Source organism: Halomonas daqiaonensis (assembly GCF_900109725.1).
GTDB classification, from domain to species: domain Bacteria; phylum Pseudomonadota; class Gammaproteobacteria; order Pseudomonadales; family Halomonadaceae; genus Halomonas; species Halomonas daqiaonensis.
Genome location: NZ_FOBC01000014.1, coordinates 40,261 through 63,773 on the forward strand (window position 1 = coordinate 40,261; position 23,513 = coordinate 63,773).

General features: G+C 66.4%; 20 protein-coding genes. 9 read left to right on the forward strand and 11 right to left on the reverse strand.

What is annotated here, in order from left to right:
• The first annotated feature begins 52 nt into the window (after positions 1-52).
• From nrfD to BMY30_RS11990, 4 genes are read left to right on the forward strand one after another with little or no spacing between them, the layout of a single operon-like run.
• Positions 53-1,012: an NrfD/PsrC family molybdoenzyme membrane anchor subunit gene (gene nrfD, locus BMY30_RS11975; protein ID WP_089713981.1), complete on the forward strand. Its 960-nt coding sequence runs from the start codon at positions 53-55 to the stop codon at positions 1,010-1,012.
• 38 nt (positions 1,013-1,050) lie between these two features.
• The gene (locus BMY30_RS11980; RefSeq protein ID WP_089713984.1) at positions 1,051-3,717 is read left to right on the forward strand and encodes a molybdopterin-dependent oxidoreductase; all 2,667 of its coding nucleotides are present in this window, start codon (positions 1,051-1,053) and stop codon (positions 3,715-3,717) included.
• A 23-nt stretch (positions 3,718-3,740) separates the two neighbouring features.
• A complete protein-coding gene (locus BMY30_RS11985) occupies positions 3,741-4,442 on the forward strand; it encodes a 4Fe-4S dicluster domain-containing protein (protein ID WP_089713986.1) in 702 nt (233 codons plus the stop codon).
• A gap of 43 nt (positions 4,443-4,485) precedes the next feature.
• Positions 4,486-5,112, forward strand: coding sequence for a TorD/DmsD family molecular chaperone (locus BMY30_RS11990; protein ID WP_170840131.1), 627 nt, complete (start codon positions 4,486-4,488; stop codon positions 5,110-5,112).
• On the opposite strand, the gene BMY30_RS11995 is transcribed toward BMY30_RS11990, so the two are convergent.
• The 4 genes from BMY30_RS11995 to purE all read right to left on the reverse strand — a co-directional run bounded on the left by BMY30_RS11995 (position 5,048) and on the right by purE (position 8,798).
• Positions 5,048-5,815: a glutamine amidotransferase-related protein gene (locus BMY30_RS11995; protein ID WP_089713991.1), complete on the reverse strand. Its 768-nt coding sequence runs from the start codon at positions 5,813-5,815 to the stop codon at positions 5,048-5,050. The two genes, BMY30_RS11990 and BMY30_RS11995, sit on opposite strands and share 65 nt — an antisense overlap.
• 88 nt (positions 5,816-5,903) lie before the next feature.
• Complete coding sequence (locus BMY30_RS12000) at positions 5,904-7,106, reverse strand: cation:proton antiporter (protein WP_211607318.1); 1,203 nt, start codon at positions 7,104-7,106, stop codon at positions 5,904-5,906.
• A gap of 53 nt (positions 7,107-7,159) precedes the next feature.
• Positions 7,160-8,272, reverse strand: a complete 1,113-nt coding sequence (locus BMY30_RS12005) for a 5-(carboxyamino)imidazole ribonucleotide synthase (RefSeq protein ID WP_089713993.1) — start codon at positions 8,270-8,272, stop codon at positions 7,160-7,162.
• A gap of 13 nt (positions 8,273-8,285) precedes the next feature.
• A complete protein-coding gene (gene purE, locus BMY30_RS12010) occupies positions 8,286-8,798 on the reverse strand; it encodes a 5-(carboxyamino)imidazole ribonucleotide mutase (protein WP_089713995.1) in 513 nt (170 codons plus the stop codon).
• Between the two features lie 250 nt (positions 8,799-9,048).
• Here purE and BMY30_RS12015 point away from each other — a divergent pair, with 250 nt between their 5' ends.
• Positions 9,049-9,657, forward strand: a complete 609-nt coding sequence (locus BMY30_RS12015; protein WP_089713997.1) for a hypothetical protein — start codon at positions 9,049-9,051, stop codon at positions 9,655-9,657.
• Positions 9,658-9,739: 82 nt separating this feature from the next.
• On the opposite strand, the gene BMY30_RS12020 is transcribed toward BMY30_RS12015, so the two are convergent.
• From BMY30_RS12020 to BMY30_RS12030, 3 genes are read right to left on the reverse strand one after another with little or no spacing between them, the layout of a single operon-like run.
• On the reverse strand, positions 9,740-11,731 hold the full coding sequence (locus BMY30_RS12020) for a TRAP transporter permease (protein WP_089713998.1): 1,992 nt from the start codon (positions 11,729-11,731) through the stop codon (positions 9,740-9,742).
• A 25-nt stretch (positions 11,732-11,756) separates the two neighbouring features.
• A complete protein-coding gene (locus BMY30_RS12025) occupies positions 11,757-12,317 on the reverse strand; it encodes a DUF1850 domain-containing protein (protein WP_244516196.1) in 561 nt (186 codons plus the stop codon).
• On the reverse strand, positions 12,286-13,245 hold the full coding sequence (locus BMY30_RS12030) for a TAXI family TRAP transporter solute-binding subunit (RefSeq protein WP_089714002.1): 960 nt from the start codon (positions 13,243-13,245) through the stop codon (positions 12,286-12,288). The genes BMY30_RS12025 and BMY30_RS12030 overlap by 32 nt, the downstream gene beginning before the upstream one ends.
• 271 nt (positions 13,246-13,516) lie before the next feature.
• Between BMY30_RS12030 and BMY30_RS12035 the strand changes: the two genes are divergently transcribed.
• Entirely contained in the window at positions 13,517-14,953 is a 1,437-nt protein-coding gene (locus BMY30_RS12035) for an alanine/glycine:cation symporter family protein (protein WP_244516197.1), read from the forward strand.
• 132 nt (positions 14,954-15,085) lie between these two features.
• Positions 15,086-15,364, forward strand: coding sequence for an XRE family transcriptional regulator (locus tag BMY30_RS12040; RefSeq protein WP_089714003.1), 279 nt, complete (start codon positions 15,086-15,088; stop codon positions 15,362-15,364).
• A gap of 149 nt (positions 15,365-15,513) precedes the next feature.
• On the opposite strand, the gene egtD is transcribed toward BMY30_RS12040, so the two are convergent.
• On the reverse strand, positions 15,514-16,476 hold the full coding sequence (gene egtD, locus BMY30_RS12045; RefSeq protein WP_089714005.1) for an L-histidine N(alpha)-methyltransferase: 963 nt from the start codon (positions 16,474-16,476) through the stop codon (positions 15,514-15,516).
• A gap of 154 nt (positions 16,477-16,630) precedes the next feature.
• On the opposite strand from egtD, the gene selD reads away from it, so the two are divergent.
• Positions 16,631-18,952, forward strand: coding sequence for a selenide, water dikinase SelD (gene selD, locus BMY30_RS12050; RefSeq protein ID WP_089714007.1), 2,322 nt, complete (start codon positions 16,631-16,633; stop codon positions 18,950-18,952).
• On the opposite strand, the gene senB is transcribed toward selD, so the two are convergent.
• Positions 18,942-19,937 carry a selenoneine biosynthesis selenosugar synthase SenB gene (senB, locus tag BMY30_RS12055; RefSeq protein WP_211607320.1) on the reverse strand — a complete coding sequence of 332 codons (996 nt, stop codon included), beginning with the start codon at positions 19,935-19,937 and terminating at the stop codon, positions 18,942-18,944. The two genes, selD and senB, sit on opposite strands and share 11 nt — an antisense overlap.
• Before the next feature lie 23 nt (positions 19,938-19,960).
• Between senB and senA the strand changes: the two genes are divergently transcribed.
• The gene (gene senA / locus BMY30_RS12060) at positions 19,961-21,310 is read left to right on the forward strand and encodes a selenoneine synthase SenA (protein WP_170840132.1); all 1,350 of its coding nucleotides are present in this window, start codon (positions 19,961-19,963) and stop codon (positions 21,308-21,310) included.
• A 146-nt stretch (positions 21,311-21,456) separates the two neighbouring features.
• On the opposite strand, the gene BMY30_RS12065 is transcribed toward senA, so the two are convergent.
• Together BMY30_RS12065 and ilvD are read right to left on the reverse strand one after the other, a co-directional pair.
• Positions 21,457-21,645, reverse strand: coding sequence for a hypothetical protein (locus BMY30_RS12065; RefSeq protein ID WP_089714010.1), 189 nt, complete (start codon positions 21,643-21,645; stop codon positions 21,457-21,459).
• A 120-nt stretch (positions 21,646-21,765) separates the two neighbouring features.
• Complete coding sequence (ilvD, locus tag BMY30_RS12070; protein WP_089714012.1) at positions 21,766-23,454, reverse strand: dihydroxy-acid dehydratase; 1,689 nt, start codon at positions 23,452-23,454, stop codon at positions 21,766-21,768.
• Positions 23,455-23,513: the final 59 nt, after the last annotated feature.

The window sequence follows — 23,513 nt, forward strand, 5'->3', positions numbered from 1 at the left end:
GTTTAACAGCGCGATAGACAACATTTACAACAACGTCACAAAGGGGTCGAACATGGAAACGACACTGCTCTACCAGACACAGCCTGGCATCATCTGGGATTGGCGGGTCGCCTGGGACCTGTCCCTGGGGGGGCTAGGCGTCGGCGCCTTCCTGCTCGCCTTCTCCCTCTGGTGCCTGGCGGATCGTCGCTATCGACCCCTTGCCCAGACGGCGGCGGTGATCGCCCCGATCGCCGTCGCCATCGGCCTGACCCTGCTGTTCTCGAAGCTTGGCTACAAGTTCCATGTCTACCAGATGGGGCTCAATCTCGCCCCGACCTCCATCATGTGGTGGGGCGCCTTGATCCAGGGTGCCTTCGTTGCCCTGAGCGCCATCTTCGCCTTTCGCCTGCTGTTCCCCGACGTCTCGCTGCTCGCTTGGCTGAGTGCTCGTCTAGTGGGTTGGGTGGCGGTTCCCCTGGCGGTGCTCACCGGGCTCTATCACGGAGTACTGCTGGCCGTCATTTCCTCGCATCCGCTGTGGGCCACTGGCCAGATGGTCATGGCCTCCGTGCTGCTCTTCATGGTTACCGGGGTCGCTGGCACCCTGCTGGTCCACATGATTCGCACCGCCATCTTCGGCGCCCGCCTGGACGAGGGCCCCTTCAGGGACTACCGGCAAGGCCTGCGGCCTCTGTCCCTTATCATGCTGGTGTCGACGGCACTGCTGCTGGTGTCACTGCTGGCCTGGTGGATGGAACTTCGCTTCGGCCCGGCCAGCGATCAGCAGGCCCTTGCCGACGCCCTGACGTCCTACGGCACCCTGATCGCCCTGGCCATCGTGTCACTGATCGTGGCACTGGCCCTGTGTGTCGCCAGCCTGCTGGCAGACCTGCGTGGCCGTTACTTCCCCGCTTTCGCCACCGCCCTCCTCTGTGTGCTGATGCTGGGAGGAGGCTTCGCTATCCGCTTCGCGGCGGTGCTGGGCGGACAGATGGGCTCATCGATCTCCACCCTGGCCACACTCTCTTGACCCCTATCCTGACACCCTGTCCTGAGGAGATTTGCACCATGACGGACCAGATCCCGACCTCCAAGAACGACGACGGCTGGCAGATCTCCCGCCGAGGCTTCCTTCAGGGCAGCGCCGGCACCGTTGCCGCCGCCACCGCAGGCCCTGCGCTAAACTTCTTCACTGCGGCCAGTGCACAGGCACAGCAGCCCGCGGAGGCCGCGGGGAAATGGATGGCTTCCACCTGCCAGGGCTGCACGAGCTGGTGCCCGGTGCAGGTCAAGGTGGTCGACGGCCGCGCCGTTCATCTTCGCGGCAACCCCCTTGCCAAGGCCAATCACGGCAAGATCTGCCCACGTCCGCACCTGGCCCTGCAACAGGTCTATGATCCCGACCGGGTGCGTCAGCCGATGAAGCGCACCAATCCCGAAAAGGGGCGCGGCAAGGACCCGGGCTTCGTGCCGATCTCCTGGGACGAGGCGATGGACATGCTCGCCGACAGGATCATGGAACTGCGCAATGACGGGGAGCCCGAGAAGTTCGCGCTCTTCCGCGGGCGCTATACCTACCTGCGCGACATCCTCTATTCCGCCGTGCCCAAGATCATCGGCAGTCCGAACAATATCAGCCACTCGGCCATCTGCGCCGAGGCCGAGAAGTTCGGGCCCTACTATGTGGAAGGCCTGTGGGACTATCGGGACTACGACCTGGAACACACCCGCTATGTTCTCTGCTGGGGGGCCGATCCGGTGAGTTCCAACCGGCAGGTACCGCACGCCATCAATTTCTGGGGCAACATGCGCGACAACGCCACCGTGGCCGTCGTCGACCCGAGGCTATCCGCTACCGCCGCGAAGGCCGACGAATGGTTGCCGGTGATCCCCGGGGAGGACGGCGCCCTGGCGGTGGCCATGGCCCACGTCATTCTTGCCGAAGGGGCCTGGAACAAGACCTTCGTCGGGGATTTCGTCGATGGCGAAAATCGCTTCGTACCGGGGCAGACAGTCGACGAGCCCCAACCTTCGGTTGCCGCTGAGGGAGCAGAGAGAACAGAGGGAATAGTAGCGGGAGACGCACCGACCTCCCGCACCTCGGCCTCTGTGTTCAACGAGATTCATACCCATGGCGTGGTCCAGTGGTGGAATCTCGAGCTGAAGGACCGGACCCCGGAGTGGGCAGCAGAACGTACCGGCATCCCCGCGGAACAGATCCGGCGTGTCGCACTGGGGTTCGCCGCGGCGGGGTCGCGAGCCATCAGCTGGCTATCCCCGGGCGCCTCCATGCAGGCCCGTGGCGGCTATTCGGCAATGGCCACCCATGCCCTCAACGGCCTGGTGGGTTCCATCGATGCCAAGGGCGGCGTAGTAGCCAAGGTCAAGGATCCCACCGGCAGCGTACCGGACATGGCCCCCTACCAGGACGAGCTGGCGGCGAGCCACAGCAAGTACGACAAGATCGACCAGCGCGGCACCCTGGCCTTCCCCTCGCTCAACGGCGGCAAGAGCGGGGGTGGCGTGGTGACCAATGCCGCCGCCGACGGCATGCTCGCCAAGAGCCCCAACGAGATCAAGGTAGCCATCGCCTACTGGTCGAACTTCGGTTTCTCGACGTCGGGGTCCTATCGCTGGGAACAGGCGTTATCCGAGCTTCCCTTCTTCGTGCACCTCACGACTAACGCCTCGGAAATGTCGATGTTCGCGGACCTGGTCCTGCCGGCCGCCCATCAGCTGTTCGAGAAGTGGGGCTACATCAAGGGCAAGCAGAACCTGCACAGCTATGTCTCGTTGAACCAGCGGGTGATCGACCCGCTCTGGGACGTGAAGCAGGACGAGACGGAAGTACCCTTCATGCTGGCGGAGAAACTGGCCGAACGCGGCTTCGATAATCTCTACCGCTACTACACGGAAGGCTTTGCGGACCCGGAAACCGGTGCAGCGCCTACCAACGGCGAGGAATTTACCGAATACGCCCTGAAGATGCTGACGCGGGGTTGCTGGGACAGCACCCATGAGGACTACGGCAAGTATGGTGACCGACTCGAGGGCTGGGAAGACTTCAAGGAGAAGGGGGTTTGGAATTCCCATCGCTACGAGTACGGCAAGCGTGTCGACAATTTCGCCACCCAGACAGGCAAGGTCGAGTTCTACAGCGAAACGCTCAAGACCGCCCTACGGGGACACGCCGAACGTCATGACACCACCGTGGACGGAGTTCTCGAGGCAACCAACTACGTCGGTCGCGGCGAGCTCGCTTTCGTCCCCCACTTCGAACCCGCCCTTCGCCATGGTGACGAGGTCGAGTATCCCTTCGTCTTCTTCGAACACCGCTCTCGCCTGAACCGCGAAGGGCGCTCGGCCAACTGTACCTGGTACCAGGCCCACAAGAACGTCGACCCGGGTGACGAGAACTGGAGCGACGTGCTCAAGATGAACCCCATTGATGCCGATGCCCTGGGCCTTGATGACGGCGACATGGTCAGGATCACCTCGACGACGGGGACCATAACGGCACAGCTGAAGCGCTGGGAAGGCCTCAGGCCGGGCACGGTGGCAAAGTGCTATGGCCAGGGCCACTGGGCCTACGGCCGCGTCGCCGCCGCCAATTTTGCCGAACATGTGCCGCTCGGCGGCAACAACAACGAAATCCTGTACCCGGAGTTCGAGCGCCTCAGCGGTTCGACCGCCCGCCACGGCGGCCCATCACGCGTCAAGGTCGAGCGGGTCTAATCCCTGGCAATGGAGACTAGGACATGAGCGACAAGCGTTATGCCATGGTGATCGACCTGCACCGCTGCGTTGGCTGTGCGGCCTGCGACATCGCCTGCAAGAGCGAGAACAATGTGCCGGTGGAGTTCCACTGGTCGAACCATATCATCGAGACCTCGGGCACCTTCCCGGATACCCGCTACAACTACATCCCGACACTCTGCAACCATTGCGAAAACGCCCCCTGTGTCACCAACTGCCCGACCACGGCGATGTACAAGAACGCGGACGGGCTGACCCTGCATGACACCGACAAGTGCATCGGCTGCCGGCTCTGCCAGCTGTCCTGTCCCTACGGCGTCATCTGGTTCAACAAGGAGGATCCCCACCAGAATTTCATGCGGGACAGCGAGCCGGCCATTCCGGGAGGAACCTCGACCGGCAGGGAAGTCGCCCAGGCGACCGATGCACCGATCCCCTACTACAACCCGGCGCGAGCCACTACTTACCAGGGGATTCGTGATCGCGGCATGGTCGAGAAATGCACCTTCTGTGACCATCGTCTCGCGGTGGGTGAAGATCCCGCCTGCGTCGTCGCCTGCCCGGCGGATGCCCGCATCTTCGGTGATCTGAACGACATGGAGAGCCCGCCCAGCAAGGCACTCGCCGAACATGCCCCAAGGGTGCTCCAGCGGGACCAGGGCACCAAGCCACACGTCTTCTATGTCCGTAACTTCAATGAATGACGTCGCTGGCCATGGTGTCTCGGGCACGAGGGGAAAAACACGGATGCCCGTCAATGCCGAAGATCGGTCGAACGCCTTCCTGGCGCTCGCTCGTGCCTATGATCTTCCCGGCACCTGGCCCGAGGACATCGGTCAACTGCTGAGAAAAGGCTTCGCCTCCTGGAACGATGAGTTGGCGGGGGCTGCCGAGGCGGTTGCCGCGCTGGGCGAGTGCCCCGATAGTCGAACCCGGATCGCCCAGGCACATTCGAAGCTGTTCATCGATCCGTTCAGGATCCTGAGCCCACCCTGGGCGGCCTACTACCTGGATCCGGAGAAGCGACTGCTCGGGCCCGTCAGCCAGTATGCCGCCGAAGCCTATGTCGAGGCGGGCCTGGCACCGGGCAGCCGGCAGACCGAACCCCCCGACCATATCGCCCATGAACTCGAGTTCATGTACTACCTGGCGTTTCGCGAGGCCGAAAGCGATGACCCGGTCTGGCTGGAACGCAGTGCCCGGTTCTGGCATGAGCACCTGGGTCGTTGGCTTCCCCGGCTGGCGGCGTCGGTTGCCGAGAACACCGAAGAAGACTATTACGCTCGGCTGGCCGAGTTGACCCTTGCCTTCAGCCAGGCTGTCGACGCGGCGCTGGATGGCCAGACCCGCCAGGCGGACCTGGCCGATGGCTGATGGCCCGGCGCAAGAATTCGAGGATCCAGCGCACCATCAGGGTGTCGTCCGCAGGCGCCGATAAAGACGCCTCGCCCTGGCGTACCCGATGCTCCCCGACCAGGTCGGCGCGAAGTGCCATCAGGTCCCTCGAGTAGGCCTTGGTGAACTCCGGGTGGCCCTGAATCCCCAGGAAGTGCTCGCCGAGCTGCATCAGGTAACTGGGGCAGAAGTCACTACCGCCCAGCACCCGCGCCTGCGGCGGCAGCCGCTCCACCTGGTCCTGATGGCTCACCACCAGGTCGAGTCCCGGCTGCCAGGGCGCCATCCAGTCAGCCCGCTCGGTGACCCGGTTGAACGACAGCCCCACGCCCCAGCCCTTGGCACTCTTCGCCACTTCGCCCCCCAGGGCCTTCGCCATCAGCTGGTGACCGAAACAGATGCCCACCAGCGGCTTTCCGGCGACCCAGAGCTCGCGGACGAAGGCCTCGAGCTCGGCGATCCAGGGTAGGCCGTCGTTAACACCGAACTTCGCCCCCGTGGTCAGCCAGGCATCCACCGCCTCGACATCATCGGGGATCTCGCCGTCCAGGCAGCGCCAGACCCGGAACTCGAGGCTCGGGTCGACGCGGTGGAACAACGCCTCGAACATCTCCGGATAGTTACCGTGAGCTTCACGCAGTTCGGGCGCCACGTCGTCACACTGCAGCAGTCCGATCACCATATCCTGCCCTCTCCCTGTCTTCTCAGTTCTCTCTTGATGCCCACTGCCATGTCATGTCTACCGCCGCGTAGCAGACCAGCAGCGTCCATCAGCGCAGCACCCGCCTGACCAGCAACGGCCCGAGGATCTCGAAGACCACGGTCGAGGCCACCACCGCCGACAACAACACGGGCCCGTGCGCGGGAAAGCGTTCGGCGGCGAGCAGCGCCATGCCCATTGCGACCCCGGCCTGGGGGGTCAGTGCCAGGCCGATATTTCCCGGCAGGTCGGCCTGGCGCTTGCGCGCGAGACGGACCCCGAGCATGCCGCCCAGAAAACGCCCCGCCAGGCGCAGCAGGATGTAGGCCAGGGTCAGGCCGAGCGCTTCATCCAGTTGGTAGAGGTCGACGCTGGCGCCCGACAGCACGAAGAAGAACACCAGGAAGGGCCACTCGATGTGCTCGATCTCGTTGAACGAGCGAGTATGGTGAGTGGAGAGATTGGCCACCAGGGCCCCGGCGAGCATCGCGGCCAGCAGTGCCGAGACCCCCAGCCAGGAGGAGATTCCGGCAAGCAGCAGGATCAGCGCAATCGCCTCGACCTGGGTCGGCTCCCCCTCGTGCAACCGGCCGGTCAACCAGGCGGCAGGCAACCCGATCGCGGTGCCTAGTACTACCGCCCCGCCCAGTTCCCAGGCCGCGTGCAGCAGCGCCACGCTGCCATCCCCCGAGAGCCACCAGCCGAGCAGCGCCATGGCCAGTCCGAAGGCCAGGATACCCCAAGCGTCGTCGATGGCGACGATCCCCAGCAGCAACCGGGCACGCAGCCGGTCGTCACCGCTCTCGTTGACCGCCTCGCTCACTGCCGCCGGGTCGGTGGCCACGGAGATCGCCGCCAGGGATACGGCCACCGCCAGCGGGAAGCCCAGCGCCAGCAGGCCGAGACCGACGGAGAGCACCCCGGCCAGGATGACGGACAGCGAGACGATCAGGATCAGCGGCCCGGTACTGCGCAGGCGATCCAGGGTCAGTTCGCCACCGAGCAGGAAGGCCACCATCACCAGGGCCACCTGGATCAGCGGCTCGGCCAGGCCGTCCAGCGGCCGGGCGTCAGGTTGATCCAGGCCCCATTGCTGGACGACCGCCACCCCGACGCCCACCAGCACCAGCAGCGAGATACGCGGCAGGCGGGTTCGGCTGGCCACCACGTCGGCGAGGATGCTGGTGGAGAGGATCACGCCCAGCAATATCAGGCTGACCGAGGAAAAGGTCGGGTCGACGGGCAGCCAGGAGAGGGGGTCAGGGAGTGTCACCTGGATGTGTCCTTATTGGTCGGGGCCTTCGTGATGGAGACGGGGGACCCCACCTACTCGAAGCTGAAGCGCGGCGCCGGGGCGTCCGGCAGCAGGGCCGCGCAGGCGCGCACTCGTTCGAGCAACTCGCCATGGGTGGGCGCCAGCAGGTTGACGTGGGCCAGCTTGCGGCCGGCCCGCTCGCTCTTGTCGTAGCGGTGCAGGTGGGCATCCGGCAGCGCGAGGAGCTCAGCCGGCTCGCCTTCTCGGCCGATCACGTTGACCATGCAGGTCGGCATGCGCGCCGAGGTATCGCCCAGTGGCAACCCCTGGATGGCGCGCAGATGGTTCTCGAACTGGCTGGTCACCGCGCCGTCGATCGACCAGTGGCCGGAATTGTGCACCCGGGGCGCCATCTCGTTGGCCAGCAGGCTGCCATCGGCACACTGGAAAAGCTCCAGGGTCAGCACGCCCACGTAGTCGAGCTCGTCGAGCAGCGCGCGGATGTAGCCGTCGGCGACCTGCTGCACGCTGTCGTCCAGGTCCGGCAGGGGCGCGATGGAGTAGCGCAGGATGCCGTCCACGTGCTGGTTTTCGGCCATGGGATAGAAGGCCACCCCGCCGTCGCGTCCGCGCACGGCGATGATCGACACCTCGCGCACGAAATCGACGAAGGCCTCCACGATCAACCGCGGATGGTTGATCGCACGCCAAGCTTCATGGGCCTCGGCCGGGTCGCGGATCACCGCCTGGCCCTTGCCGTCATAGCCCTCGGTGACCGACTTGGCCACTACCGGGGCCCCCAGTTCGCGAGCTGCGGCCTCGAGCTCGTCGGCGTGCTCCACCAGACGATAGGCGGGAGTAGGGATACCCAGGCGGTCGAACAGCGCCTTCTCCTCGGCGCGGTTCTGGCAGATGCGAATCGCCTCGCTGGACGGGAAGACCGGCCTGACCTCCTCGATCGCCTGGACCAGCGAGACCGGCAGGTGCTCGAACTCGTAGGTGACCAGGTCCACCTTCTCGAGGAAGGCCTCGAGGTGCCGCCGATCGGTGTCAATCATCACCTCCCCGATGCCGGCGCTGGGGTGGCCGGTGGTGTCGAGGAAGGTGAAGCGGTTGGCCAGCGGATAGCCGGCAAGCGCCAGCATGCGGCCCAACTGACCAGCCCCCAGAACGCCGATATTCATGATGTCTCTCCTCTCACTCGCTTTCGGGACGCGGGTCAGGATGGTCGAGCACAGTGCGGGTCTGCTCGGCGCGGAAGGCCTCCACGGCGGCCCGCACCGTCGCGTCCTGCAGGCCGACGATCTGTGCGGCCATCAGCCCCGCATTGGTAGCACCGGCCTTGCCGATGGCAAGCGTCCCCACGGCGATGCCGCCGGGCATCTGCACGATGGAGAGCAGCGAATCCAGGCCCTTGAGCGCCTTGGACTCCACCGGCACGCCAAGCACCGGCAGCACCGTCTGGGAGGCCACCATGCCCGGCAGGTGGGCCGCACCGCCGGCACCGGCGATGATCACCGATAGCCCCCGCTCGGCCGCGCCCTTGGCGTAGTCGAAGAGCAGGTCCGGGGTGCGGTGAGCGGAGACCACCCGGGTCTCGCAGGGCACACCCAGGCGTTCGAGCATCGCCACCGCATGCTCCATCACCGGCCAGTCGGACTTCGACCCCATGATCACGCCGACCTTCGGCGCCTGTGTATCGGACTGCATGGCCCGCTCCTCGGCGACTGCCTATTCACGAAAAAAGAGCGCACGGTAAAGAGTGCGGAAAGGGAAGCCGCACATTCTAGCGATGCGGGCCTCCTCAGTCACCTTGACCATCCGGACAGCAGCTGCTGCTCCCCCTCCTCATGCCGCAAGAAGACACCCGTTTACATGCTAGATGCGGCATTGCTTGCTAGAGTCGTGGTGAGTGGGCAGCACGGACAAGCCCTCCAGGAACCCATCAAGGAGAATCACCATGAAGCGTTCCCTGATTTTCACCACGGCACTGGCCGGCTCGCTGCTTCTCGTCGGCTGCGACTCCGACAGCGAAACGAGCGACCAGGCAACCCAGCAGGAAGAGCCGGCCACCGAGTCAGCAGAGCAGACTGCCGACGCCTCGGGCGAGGATGCAGAAACCGCTGAAGCGGAAGCCGAAGAGGCCGCGGACGAGACGGGTGAGGCTCTCGAGGCCACAGGAGAGGAAGCTGCAGAAGAGGCCAGCGAGGCCGCCGCGACAGCCGAAGCCATGGGCGAAGAGGCCGCCAGCGAAACCGCAAGTGCCCTGGACGCCGCCCGCGATGCCACCGCCGATGCCGTCGAATCGGCCAGCGAGGTCACTGCCGACGCGGTGGACGCCGCCCGCGACCAGACCAATGATCTGATGAACCGTGCCCAGGAGATGACGTCCGGCTTGTTCGATGACACCGAGGAAACGGCCGACGCCACCGCCGACTCGACTCAGGAATCCACGGATACCACGGTGGACCCCCAGGCAGAGGCAGAATCCGAGGCCGAGGCAGAGGCGGAAGCCGAGACTGAGACAGAGGCAGAGGCACAAGCCGAGGCAGAAACTTCCAGCCAATAAACACCAGCCATTTACGACCTTAGGCCCGCCCGGCACAGACCGGGCGGGCCTTTCGCGTTTCGGGGCACCCGCTCCCGGACACTCAAGATCGGCGGCTGGCCAGCCAGTTGCCGGCCAGCGCCAGCACCATCACCGTCACCCCTGCCACTTCCACCATCAGGCCAGGGTAGAAGGCCGCGGCGATCGCCGGCAGCAGCACCAGGCGTATCGGCCATGACATCCAGGTGAACAGGTACCCTTCCAGGGCCGCGGCGAAGGCGCCCAGGGCCAGGAAGCCGATGAAGGCGGTCCAGACCAGCACCGGCAGCGACCCACCCATGATGATCTCCGGGTTGTAGACCATGAACAGCGGGATCAGATAGAGGCCCTTGGCGAATTTCCAGGCCTGGAAGCCGGTGTCCATCGGCTTGCTTCCGGCGATCGCCGCTCCGGCGAAGGCGGCCAGCGCGATGGGCGGCGTGACGTTGGAATCCTGGGAGTACCAGAACACCACCAGGTGGGCGATCAGCAGCGGGACGCCGAACTCGGCCGTCAGTGCCGGCCCCACCAGCACGATCAGCACGATGTAGCTGGCGGTGACCGGCAGGCCCATCCCCAGCACCAGGCTGGCCAGCAGCACCATCACCAGCGCCAGCAGAAGGTTGCCGCCGGAGAAGGCCATCATCATCGAGGAGAACTTGAGCCCCAGTCCGGTCAGGCCCACGACGCCGACGATGATCCCGGCCACGGCACAGGCCATGGAGACGGCCACGGCATTGCGCGCGCCCAGTTCCAGACCACCGACCAGCTTGATCAGCCCGGCCTTCACCGCCTCGAGCAGGGTCTCCCCGCTCACCTTCTGACCCTCGCGTGGCGCGATGAACAGGAACCACACCGCGAACCGCAGCACCGCCACCGCCAGCATGGTGAGGATGGCGTAATAGCCCACCCGCATCGGCGACATGTTCATCACCAGCAGCCACACCAGCACCAGCAGCGGCAACAGGAAGTGCCAGCCGGCGCCCATCACGTCGCGCATCTGCGGCAGCTCCGAGCGCGCCAGGCCCTGCATGCCCTGCTTGAGGGCAATGATGTGCACGAGGAGGTAGACGGTAGCGAAGTACATGATCGCCGGCAGGATGCTCACCTTGACCACCTCGAGATACGGCATCCGGGTGTACTCGGCGATCAGGAAGGCTCCGGCGCCCATCAGTGGCGGCATGATCTGCCCGCCGGTGGAGGCCGCCGCCTCGATGCCACCCGCCTGGTGGGGCTTGTAGCCCAGGCGTTTCATCAGCGGGATGGTGAAGGCCCCGGTGGTCACCACGTTGGCGATGGCACTGCCGGAGATCGAGCCCATGCCCGCAGAGGCGATCACCGCCGCCTTGGCCGGACCACCACGCTGGCGGCCGGTGGCGGCATAGGCCAGGTCGATGAAGAACTTGCCGGCGCCGGTGATCTCCAGGAAGGCACCGAACAGCACGAAGATGAAGATGTAGGTGGCCGCCACGCCCATGGGCAGGCCGAAGATGCCCTCCTGGCCCAGGTAGAGCTGGCCCACCAGGCGGTCCAGGTTATAGCCGCGGTGCTCGAGGATGCCGGGCAGGAGCTGGCCGAGCCACGGCAGGTCGCCCCGCGGGCCGCCGAGAGCGTAGAGGATAGCGACCACACCGATGATGGTCATGCCCAGGCCCACCGCCCGGCGTGCCGCCTCGAGCACGGTGACGGTGGCGATGCAGCCGACCACGATGTCGGTCTGGCTCCAGAAGCCGGCGCGGTTGATGATCTCGTCGAGGAAGAGCACCAGATAGCCGCCAGTGACCAGCGCCCCGAGGAGAAAGACCGTATCGACCAGCCCGGTGACGAGTCCCCGATCATGCTTCGGCCCCGGCAACGGGAACATCAGGAAGGCCAGCATCATGATCAGCATCAGGTGGATGCTGCGCTGGTAGAAGAGTCCCAGCGGCTGGATGCCGGCGGAGTAGAGCTGGAACAGTGACAGTCCCACCGCCACCAGGGTAATCAGCCACAGCACCGGACGGGAATGATTCGCCTGACTGCCGGGAATGACAGGGGAGGTGCCCGAATCGCTCATCGTGGTTCTCTCGCAGGTTTTTTGTTCACTCGGGTAAGCCGGCGGGCCGGGTCAGACGGATCGTCACCCGCCGGTTCTCGGCGAGGCTGCTCAGGCTGACCCGGATGTTCTCGATCACCAGGCGGTGATCGACGCTCATCGATCCAACCCGCAGTCGGTAGGCGTTGCCCGGCACCGGCTCGTCGATCGCCTCGATCCAGTAGCCGCCCTCGCCGTCGGAGACCTGGCGGCCGCGGCCGGGGATATGGTCCAGTCCCGCGGCGAAGTCCGGCAGATGGCTGCGAACCAGGACCATGCGACCCTGCCGATGGCGGTAGCAATCCTGCACCGCGAAACCCTCGACCGAGTGGTTCCACTCCAGGCACCAGCCCTCCCCCTCGGGCATCGGCAGGCTCACCAGGCGCTCGCCGTCGGCGTGCAGCACCTCCAGACGGGCCTCGTCGGCCGCCACCGCTTGGCCACTGCCCACCGAACCGCCGGCCGCCAGGCCTACACAAAGCAGCAGGGCGGGCAGCCAGGCCCGCCCTGCAGTCAGGCGCGAATCATCCATTGCCTCAGGGGCGCTGGTGGTCGGCGATCTCGGCACCCACTTCCTCGTAGTAGCGCAGCGCGCCAGGATGGAAGGCGATCGGCGTGGACTCGATGCTGAACTCCACGGTGGTGTCGTTGGCCGCCGGATGGATATCGATCAGCTCGTCGGTCCGCTCGAAGAGCATCTTGGTGATCTGATAGGCCAGCTCCTCGTCCATTTCGCTGCTCACCGCCAGCACGTTGGGAATACCAAGGGTCTGAACGGCTTCGTCCATACCCTCGTAGAGGCCCTCGCGCAGGCTGTAGCGGGCGAACACCGGCGACTCCTCGCGCGCGTTGGCAACTTCCTCGTCGGTCAGGCCGACCAGGCGGATGTCACGGGTGGTCGCCAGGTTCATGATCGAACTGGTGGGCGGCCCCACGCTCCAGAAGCCGGCAGCGATGTCGCCATCGCGGATGGCATCGGCCGTCTCGTTGAAGTTCAGGCGGCGCGGATCGATGTCGTCGTAGGTGATGCCATTGGCCTCGAGCACCGCACGGGCGTTCAGCTCGGTGCCGCTGCCTGGCGCGCCCACGGAAATCGTCTTGCCCTCAAGGTCGGCGAGCGACTCGATGCCGGAATCGGCCAGGGTGACGATCTGCACCGCGTTGGGATAGACGGACGCCAGGGCGCGGATGTTCTCCAGCTGACGACCCTCGAAGTCGCCGGTGCCGTTGTAGGCCTGGTGGACGGTATCGGCCAGGGCCAGCGCCATGTCGGAGTCACCGCGCCACACCAGGCCCATGTTCTCCACCGAGGCGCCGGTGACCTCTGCCACGGCCTCGTAGCCTTCGATATGCTTGCCGATCATCTCGGCCAGGCCACCCCCCAAGGGATAGTAGGTGCCGCCGGTACCGCCGGTGGCGATGGAGAGCTGCTGAGCAGCAGCCAGGGGAGCCGTGGCCATCAGCGTGGCGGCAGCGGCGTACTTGAGAAATCGCATGGCAATCCTCCGGTCCTGGAACCAGGTTCGTTGTGAGTTGTCTCGGCGCCGGCATGTCATGGCACCCCACCTCAAGCTAGCACGGCCGCTGCGTGAGAGCCCAATGCCCTTGTTTCTACGCTTACCCTCCACCTTCAGCGCCTGCTGGACAGGTCAGGGATGCGTGCATATGGTTTCTTGAACACCGGAATCTCGAGCTCGCTTCCAGGCTCTTCCGGCAAGGAACGCCGAGTCAGGTCACCGGCCACCGTCATGGAAGAGGAGGGGCTTCATGAACGCCATCATCGATTTCTTGAACACCATCATCGATTTCTTGAACACCATCTTCTGGGGCTACGTGCTGGTTTACGGGCTGCTGGGGGTGGGTGTCTTCTTCACGCTTCGCCTGGGATTCGTGCAGTTCCGCCACTTCGGCGAGATGTTCCGCGTCATCCGCAGCTCCCCCAGCACCGATACCTCTGGCATCACCCCCTTCCAGGCCCTTGCCGTCAGCCTCGCCTCCCGGGTCGGCACAGGGAATATCGCCGGCGTGGCCGTCGCCCTCTACCTGGGAGGCGCCGGGGCGATCTTCTGGATGTGGCTGGTCGCCTTGGTGGGCATGGCCACGGCCTATGCCGAGAGTACCCTGGCCCAGCTCTACAAGGTCAGGAACCCCGAGGGCCAGTACCGTGGGGGTCCCGCCTTCTACATCGCCAAGGGGCTGAAGGCCAACTGGGCCGCAGCGCTCTTCTCCATCGCGCTGATCCTCTCCTTCGGCCTGGTGTTCAATGCGGTCCAGGCCAACTCTATCGCCGCGGCGGTCGACGGCGCCTTCGGCGTGCCCAAGGTATTCACGGGTATTGCCCTCGCAGTGCTGGCCGGGGTGGTCATCTTCGGCGGCATCCCGCAGATCGCCCGTTTCGCCTCCCTTGTCGTGCCGATCATGGCCCTGGCCTACCTGCTGCTGGCACTCCTCGTGCTGGTGATGAACATCACCGAAGTGCCGGCGATGCTCTACCGCATCGTCGCCACCGCCTTCGGCTTCCAGGAGGCGGCAGGGGGCGTCACCGGCGGGCTCATGGCGGCCATGCTCAACGGCGTCAAGCGCGGCATGTTCTCCAACGAGGCGGGGATGGGCTCGGCACCCAACATCGCCGCCTGCGCCACGCCGCAGCCACACCATCCATCCTCCCAGGGCTTTGTCCAGGCCCTCGGGGTGTTCATCGACACCATCGTGATCTGCACCGCTACCGCCCTGCTGATCCTGCTGTCGGGGATCTTCGAGCCGGGTGTCGGCGTCACGGGTACCGAGCTGACCCAGGCCGCCCTGGCGGATCACATCGGCGTCGCCGGCAACTACTTCGTCGCCATCGCGATCCTCTTCTTCGCCTTCACCTCCATCGTCGGCAACTACTCCTATGCCGAGAACGCCCTCACCTACCTCGGCCTTGCCGGCAGGAAGGGGATAACCGTCCTGCGGGTCGCGGTGCTGCTGATGGTCGTCTGGGGCTCCGTGCAGACCGTCGCCACCGTGTTCAACACCGCCGATGCCTCCATGGGCCTGATGGCAACGATCAACCTGATCGCGATCGTGCTGCTCTCTGGCACGGTGGTGAAGCTGACCCGGGACTACTTCGAGCAGCGCAAGGCGGGTAACGAGCCGACCTTCCATGGAGACGACTATCCGGAACTCGCCGACGAGATCGATACCGATATCTGGCAGCGCTGAGAGGGGCCAGACGGGCCTCGGGCCGCCTCCTCCAGGGCGGTCCAGGACTGAGAAAAAATCATCGAACCGATACTGGAAAAGGCCAGAAAAACCCCCCATGATGTCACTGTCGCAATCGTTCACTGGAGCCACATGAACACGGCACGCTTTACCGTCGACGCGGAAACCTTCGACCCTCCGCGACGCAGCCCTGACCTCGATGTCAGGGACCTGGAAAAACGTACACGCCTCATGCGTATCATCACTCGCCTGATCGCCGTATCGGACCTCGGTAGCCGAGATATCGCACGCCGCGCCGGCCTGCCGATGCAGAAGATCAGCGACCTCCTCTCGGGGAAGCTGGAGCATCTCTCCGTCGATGAACTGCGCCTCGTCTACCGCACCATCGACCCGAGCGGCCCACCGTCCTGATCGCGCCCTCCCCAAGGAGGACTACACGTGAGGCCCACACGGTGACGAACAGCGAACGCCCCGCCTTTATAGCGGGGCGTTTCTTGTTGATGAGCCAGGGTTGGTGAGCACGGCATGGCACAGCGCCGTTCGGCCAGTCCCTCGAACAGCTAGTCGCTCGAGAGGTAGTGGACGCTGAACAGCGCCCGGTCATCGCACCAGACGGCGAGTGGCCGGTAGCCGGCACGCCCTGCCAGGGCCTGGAAGCCCGCCACGCTGTACTTGCAGGAATTCTCGGTATGCAGCGTCTCGCCCTCCTCGAAGGCGAAACACTGTCCGTCGAGGGTGATGGCCTGGCGCCGCCGACTGACCAGGTGCATCTCGATGCGCGATGCCGACGCATTGAAGAAGGCACGATGCCGGAAGGCATCCACGTCCAGTTCGGCCCCCAGTTCGCGGCGCATGCGCGCCAGCAGGTTCAGGTTGAAGGCCGCCGTCACGCCTGCGGCGTCGTTGTAGGCCGCTTCGAGAATGTCGAGATCCTTGACCAGGTCGACGCCGATCAGCACCCCGCTGCCCGGCGGCAGCGCCTGGCGCAGGCGGGCGAGGAAGGCCTCGGCCTCGTGGGGCGTGAAGTTGCCGATGCTCGAGCCGGGAAAGAACGCCACCACCCGCCTGCCTTCGACGCCCGACGGCAGCGCCAGCCGACGCGAGAAGTCCCCCCAGGCGGCATGCACCTCCAGCCACGGATAGTCGGCCGCCAGGCGGCGGGTGCTCTGAAGCAGGAAGTCACGCGAGATATCCATGCCCAGGTAGCGGCTGGGACGCATCGCCTCCAGCAATAACCTGACCTTGCGGCTGGCGCCGCTGCCCAGCTCGACCATCAGCGATTCCGACCCGACCAGCGCGGCAATCTCGTCGGCGACCGCGGAGAGGATGCCCTCCTCGGTGCGGGTCAGGTAATACTCGGGCTGCTCGCAGATCGACTCGAACAGCCGCGAGCCCCGCTCGTCATAGAAATACTTGGGCGACAGGGCCTTGGGCGAGCGGCCGAGCCCGGCGAGCACCTCATCGCGAAACGAGAGCCCCGCCTCGTCGAGGTGCTGGTCATGAAACTGCACGGCAGTGGACATCACGGACCCTCGCTGGCGAATGATTCGGGTGGTAGGCGTCGACGCCACGTCAACGAACGGGATGGCGTTGTACCATCGATTCGCCTTTAGACTATGGCGGCAATGCCTCAGCCTCATCACGCAACTGCTTCACCAATCTAGAGCGAGCCTGACCATGCAACAACCGCAGCAGCCCCCGGAGTTACATGCGTTACGGGATATCGTCCTGGTCGGCGGCGGCCACACCCACGTGGGCGTGCTGAAGCGCTTCGCCATGAAGCCCGAACCGGGCGTCAGGCTCACTCTGATCTGCCGCGACACCCATACACCCTACTCGGGCATGCTGCCGGGCTACGTCGCCGGGCATTACACTTACGACGAGGTGCATATCGACCTGCGACGACTGGCGGAATATGCCGGGGCACGCTTCTTCCGCGACGAGGCCATCGGCATCGACCACGATGCGCGAACCATGCTCTGCCGCTCGCGGCCCCCCGTGCCCTATGACTGGTTGTCGGTCAATATCGGCTCGACGCCGCGTATGGATGCGGTCGATGGCGCCGGTGAGCATGCCGTCCCGGTCAAGCCGATCCACCGGTTCAACGACCGCTGGCAGGCACTGCTCCGGCGTATCCAGGAGCATCCCGGTCAGACCCGCATCGCAGTGGTCGGCGGCGGGGCTGGCGGCGTCGAGCTGCTGCTGGCCATGCAGTACCGGCTGGGCAGGGAGCTGGCCGCCCGGGCCGAGCTCTCCTTCGCCCTCTTCACCCGCGGCGAGCGGATACTGCCGACCCACAATGCGCGGGTGCGGGCACATTTCCGCGACACCCTGGCCAGCCGCGGTGTCGAGGTACACACCGCTACCGAGGTCGTCGACGTCGAGGCGGGCCGGCTGCAGGCCGCCGACGGCACCTGGCACTCCGCCGACGAGATCGTCTGGGTGACCAACGCCGGCGGCGCCGCTTGGCTGCGCGACACCCGGCTGGCCCTCGACGCCGACGGCTTCATCGAGGTCGACGACACCCTGCGCTCACCGTCGGACCCGCACATCTTCGCCGCCGGCGACATCGCCCGCCAGGTCAACCATCCGCGCGAGAAGGCCGGGGTCTTCGCCGTGCGCCAGGGCCGCCCGCTGGCCGACAACCTGCGCGCCGCCGCGACCGGCCGTTCCCTGACGCCCTACCGCCCCCAAGCGAAATGGCTGGCCCTGATCAGTACCGGCGACCGCCACGCCGTGGCCTCCCGAGGTAAGCTCTGCCTGGCCGGTGACTGGGTATGGCGCTGGAAGGACGGCATCGACCGGCGCTTCATGGCCAAGTTCAACGACCTGCCCCCCATGGACGAGAAAAGCAAGCCGGCCAGGAAGGCCAGCCGGGTGGTGCTGGACGAGGAGGAGAGTGCCCAGGCGATCTCGGCCATCGCCATGCGCTGCGGCGGCTGCGGGGCCAAGGTAGGCGCCTCGGTGCTCTCCCGTGCGCTGGCCACCCTCGAGCCGGTGGCGCGCGAGGAGGTGCTGGTCGGGCTGCATGCCCCGGACGACGCCGCCGTGGTGCGTGTCCCACCCGGCAAGGACATGGTGCATACCATCGACTTCTTCCGCGCCTTCATCGACGACCCCTACGTGTTCGGCAAGATCGCCGCCAACCATGCCCTGGGCGACATCTTTGCCATGGGCGCCGAGGCACAGACCGCTACCGCCGTGGCCACCGTTCCCCAGGGGCTCGAGGCCAAGGTGGAGGATACCGTCTACCAGTTGATGCGCGGCGCCGTGGAGGTGCTCAACGAGGCCGGTTGCGCCCTGGTCGGCGGGCACACCGGCGAGGGCAGCGAGCTGGCACTCGGGTTCGCAGTCAATGGCCTGATCGATGCCGGCGGTGCCAGCATCTCGAACGACACCGCCCTGACGAAAGGCGGTCTGCGCCCCGGCCAGGCGCTGATCCTGACCAAGCCCATCGGCACCGGCACCCTGTTCGCCGCCCACGCCCGGCTTGCCGCCCGCGGGCGCTGGATCGATGCCGCCCTGGAGAGCATGTGCCAGTCCAGCCGCCAGGCGGCGAGCAGCCTACGCGAACACGGCGCCACCGCCTGCACCGATCTCACCGGCTTCGGCCTGCTGGGGCACCTGGTCGAGATGACCCGCCCCTCGGGCGTGGATGCCGAACTCGACCTGGCCGCACTGCCACTGCTGGAAGGCGCAGAGGAGACCGTCGCCGCCGGCATCCTGAGCTCCCTTCAGCCAGCCAACGTGCGCCTGCGCCGCGCCATCCGCGACCAGGCCGACTGGGTCGAGCACCCCCGCTACCCGCTGCTCTTCGACCCCCAGACCGCCGGCGGCCTGCTGGCCAGCGTGCCGGCCGAACGCGCCGCGGGCTGCCTGGACGCCCTGCATGCCCTGGGCTATGACCGGGCCGCCCTCATCGGCCGGATCCTCGAACCCGGCGAGGCGCTGGAGCCCATCCATCTGATCGATGGCAATAAACACCCTCTCAGGGGGTGAGGCCACAGGCAGCGATGACCCTCGCCAGCCCATAGCGCTCAGCCTCGGGCCGGAATTGGGGCGCGCGCGCCAGCACCTGGCGGCGCAGGGTGCCGAGGAAGGCCGGCTCAACCTCGGTACGGCGCAGCAGGTCGCGCAGTGCTGCGGTATCGGCCACCGAGAAATAGCCGGCGTAGTCGTTCCCCAGCAAGCCGCGGTTGCCCGGGATATCCGAGGCCAGCACCGGCAGGCCAGCCACGCAGGCCTCGCTGACCACGTTGGCGCCCCCTTCCATGCGCGAACTGATCGCCATCAGCCGAGCACGAGCCATCCACTGGCGCACCCGCCAGCGGGGCAGGTCACCCAGCCAACGGTAGCGGGGATTGACCGCCATCTCGTCACGCGCCGCGTCGGCCCAGGCATCGTCGAGGGTGCCGCCCAGCTGGATGACCCTCAGGCGCGAATCCGCCGGCAGCTCGCGCACCGCCCGGGCGGCACGCAGCGGGTCCTTCTCTTCGCGCAGGTGACCGGCCACCAGCACGTCCAGGTGCCGGCGACCCGGCCGCGGGGCACGCGGCGGCAGGGGAAGCGCCGACTGGTGGACGACCTGCAGCCTCGGCAGGAAGCGAGAGGGAAGGTCCTCGGCCAGGCAGTCATGCAGGCCGACCAGCACATCCGCCGCGGCGAGGCTCTCGTGGAACACCTCGGGATGGCTGTGCTGGAAGCGATAGACGTCGGTGCCCGTCAGCACGACCACCAGGGAGCAGTCCGGAAAGGCTCGGCGACAGGCAAGAATGGCAGCATGGCTGCGCCAGGCATGCAGCGCCATCACCAGGTCGGGCGGGCGGCCGGCGATGCGGCATTGCGCCATGTCCTCCTGCGAGCCGGCCACCTTCACCTGGCAGCCCAGCGCGCGCAGCAGACCCACCCAGCGTGTCGCCGTTGCGCGGTTGCCGGCGCGTGACCCTCGACCCGTCGGGGTGATCAGGGCTACCTTCAATGCCATGCCGTCTCCTTGAAGAGGTCGAGATGCACGCTACAACACTCAGCACACCGCCGACGCCACCCCGGGCCGCCGATGAGCTGGCGGAGATGCTCGTAGATGCCCATACCCGCAGCCTGGCGCTGATGCGTGACACCCTCGAGGCCCGCGAGCTCGGCCCCCGGCTGGCGATCGTCAACCCGCCGCTCTGGGAGCTCGGCCACTTGGGGTTCTTCCACGACCATTTCGCCCTGCGCGGCCTGTATGGCCTGCCCGAGTACCAACTCGCCGACGCCGAGCGGCTGTTCGATTCCAGCAGCATCGCCCACGACGACCGTTGGGCGCTACCGCTACCTTCCCGCGAGCAGACCCTGGACTACCTGTCGCGGGTACAGCAGGCGATGCTCGAGCGACTGCCCGACGGCATGGCCAGTGCCGCCCAGAGCTATGTCTACCAGCTCACCATCCTGCACGAGGACATGCACGGCGAGGCCTTCCTCTATACCCGCCAGACTCTCGGCGACCCGGCTCCGGACCTGGGCTCGCCACCCCCTGGCCAAGCCGCCGAAGGTGGTCCCGCTGGCCCGCTGCCCGGCGATGCCGCCATCCCCGGCGGGCGCCATCGACTGGGTTCAGACGAGGGGGTTCCCTTCCGCTTCGACAACGAGAAGCCGCCCATGCAGGTCGAGGTGGCACCCTTCTCGATCGCCCGGGCGCCGGTCACCAACAGCGAGTTCGCCGCCTTCGTCGAGGATGGCGGCTACGCACGTCGCGAGCTGTGGAGCGAGGCCGGCTGGCGATGGCGCGAGCGGCAGACGCTGCAGGGACCCATCTACTGGCGCCGTGACGCCAATGACGGCTGGCAGGAGCGCTGCTTCGACCATTGGTTTCCATTGGCCCCCCACCAGCCGGTCGTGCACGTCAGCTGGTACGAGGCCGAGGCTTGGTGCCGCTGGGCCGGTCGGCGGCTGCCGAGCGAGGCCGAGTGGGAGGTCGCCGCCAGCCGTTCGCCCTCTCCGGACGGGGGCTCGCTCACACCCGGCAAGCGACGCTTCCCCTGGGGCGAGGCGCCGCCGGATGCCCGCCGCGCCAACCTGGACGGCTGGCGCCTGGGTCGGCTGGACGTGGCAACGCTGCCCGAGGGCGACAGCGCCTTCGGCTGCCGCCAGATGCTGGGCAATGTCTGGGAGTGGACGGCCTCGCCTTTCGCCCCCTTCCCGGGCTTCGAGCCCGAGCTCTACCGCGACTACTCGGCCCCCTGGTTCAAGGAAGGGCGCTACGTGCTGCGCGGCGGCGCCTGGGCCACCCGCTCGCGACTGGTCCACAACGGCTTCCGCAACTTCTTCACACCGGACCGCCACGACACCCTGGCCGGCTTTCGCACCTGCGCCCTGTAACGCAGGATGCCCCTGCCGGTCTCCCGACAGGGGCATCCTGCGTTGGCGGCTTGTCGTCCAGCTCACCTCGAGAGGCAGCCGTCACCGGTCCGCGACTCGCTCAGGTCACGAATGCCAACTTGGCACCTGACTTCTCCAGGCTATCCTCACTCTTCGTGCTGCTCGTACTCCTCCGCGGCGCGGATGGCTTCCGCTTCGGTTTCATGCTCCGAGACAGCGATCTCGTTCTGGGGGTCCGTCTCGTCGATGACATTCCAGCCGACGACCGGCAGGTTCGGGTCTTCGGCTTCGCGGATCGGCTCGACTCGGGCTTGCTTGGGTCCAGATTTCGGCATGCTGCCTCCTTTCGCTGAGTGCTGTTGCTGACGTATCGGCCAAAAGATCAGTGGTAAGCGTACAAGGCTGACCTCGGATAGGGAAAGCCCCGCACGTGCCATCCCTTTCACTTGTTCCCTTCACTCCGGCAGGTCTGTCACCGCCCCGGTGGAGGCCGAGCTCACTGTCCTGGCGTACTTCGACAGCACCCCCCGCGTGTAGCGCGGTGCCGGCTGTTGCCAGGCGGCGCGGCGGCGCATCAGCTCCTCGTCGGAGAGGTCGACGTCGATGGTATCGGCCTCGGCATCGATGGTGATCAGGTCACCATTCTCCACCAGCGCCAGGGGACCGCCGTCGAAGGCCTCGGGCGTCACATGGCCCACCACGAAGCCATGGCTGCCACCGGAGAAACGCCCATCGGTGATCAGCGCCACCTCGCTGCCCAGGCCACGGCCCATGATCGCCGAGGTCGGGGTGAGCATCTCGCGCATACCGGGTCCGCCCTTGGGCCCCTCGTAGCGGATCACCAGCACGTCGCCGGCCACCACGGTACCGTCATTGATGCGTGCCTGGGCCTCCTCCTCGGAGCCGAACACGCGTGCCGAACCCGAGAAGCGCGTGCCCTCCTTGCCGGTGATCTTGGCCACCGCCCCTTCCGGCGCCAGGTTGCCGTGCAGGATGCGCAGGTGGCTCTCGGCCTTCACGGGCCGATCCAGCGGGGCGATGATCTGCTGGTCGTCCGGGTAGGGCGCCACGTCCGCCAGGTTCTCGGCAAGCGTTTTTCCGGTCACCGTCAGGCAGTTACCGTGCAGCAGGCCAGCGTCGAGCAGCGTCTTCATCAGCGGCTGGATGCCGCCGATCGCCACCAGCTCGCTCATCATGTAGTGGCCGCTGGGCCGCAGGTCGGCGACCACCGGCACACGCCGGCCGATTTCGGTGAAGTCCTCTAGGGTGAGTTCCACCCCGATGGTGCTGGCCATGGCGATCAGGTGCAGCACCGCATTGGTGGAGCCGCCCAGCGCGATCACCACGGTGATGGCGTTCTCGAAGGCCTTGCGCGTCATGATGTCGGAGGGCTTGATGTTGCGCTCGAGAAGCTCCAGCACCGCCGCGCCGGCCGCCTCGCAATCGGCGCTCTTCTCGCCCGAGATGGCGTTCTGGGCCGAGCTGCCCGGCAGGCTCATGCCCAGCGCCTCGATGGCCGAGGCCATGGTATTGGCGGTGTACATGCCACCGCAGGAGCCGGGGCCGGGAATCGCCGTCTCCTCGATCTGCTTCACCTCGATCAGGTCCAGGTCACCTCGGCTGTAGGCGCCCATGGCCTCGAACACGGAGACGATGTCGGTATGGCCCTCACCGGGCAGGATGGTGCCGCCGTAGACGAAGACGCTCGGCCGGTCGAGCCGCGCCAGCCCCATCAGGCAGCCCGGCATGTTCTTGTCGCAGCCGCCGATGGCCACCAGGCCATCGAAGCCTTCGCAGCCGGCCACCGTCTCGATGGAATCGGCGATCACCTCCCGCGACACCAGCGAGTACTTCATGCCCTCGGTACCGTTGGCGATGCCGTCGGAGATGGTGATGGTGTTGAAGATCACCCCCTTGCCGCCGGCCGCATCGGCCCCGTCGCTGGCCCGGCGGGCCAGCTCGTCGATGTGGCTGTTGCAGGGCGTGAGATTGCTCCAGGTGGAGGCGATGCCTACCTGGGGTTTCACGAAGTCCTCGTCGGTGAAACCCACCGCACGCAGCATGGCGCGGCTGGCGGACTTGCCGACCCCGTCCACCACCTCGGCGGAATGACGGCGGCGGGGATCCTTCGGCGTATCGGACATGGGGGACTCCTCTGGTCGATCATCGGTGATGTACAAGAGTGGACCTCGGACCTGACGGC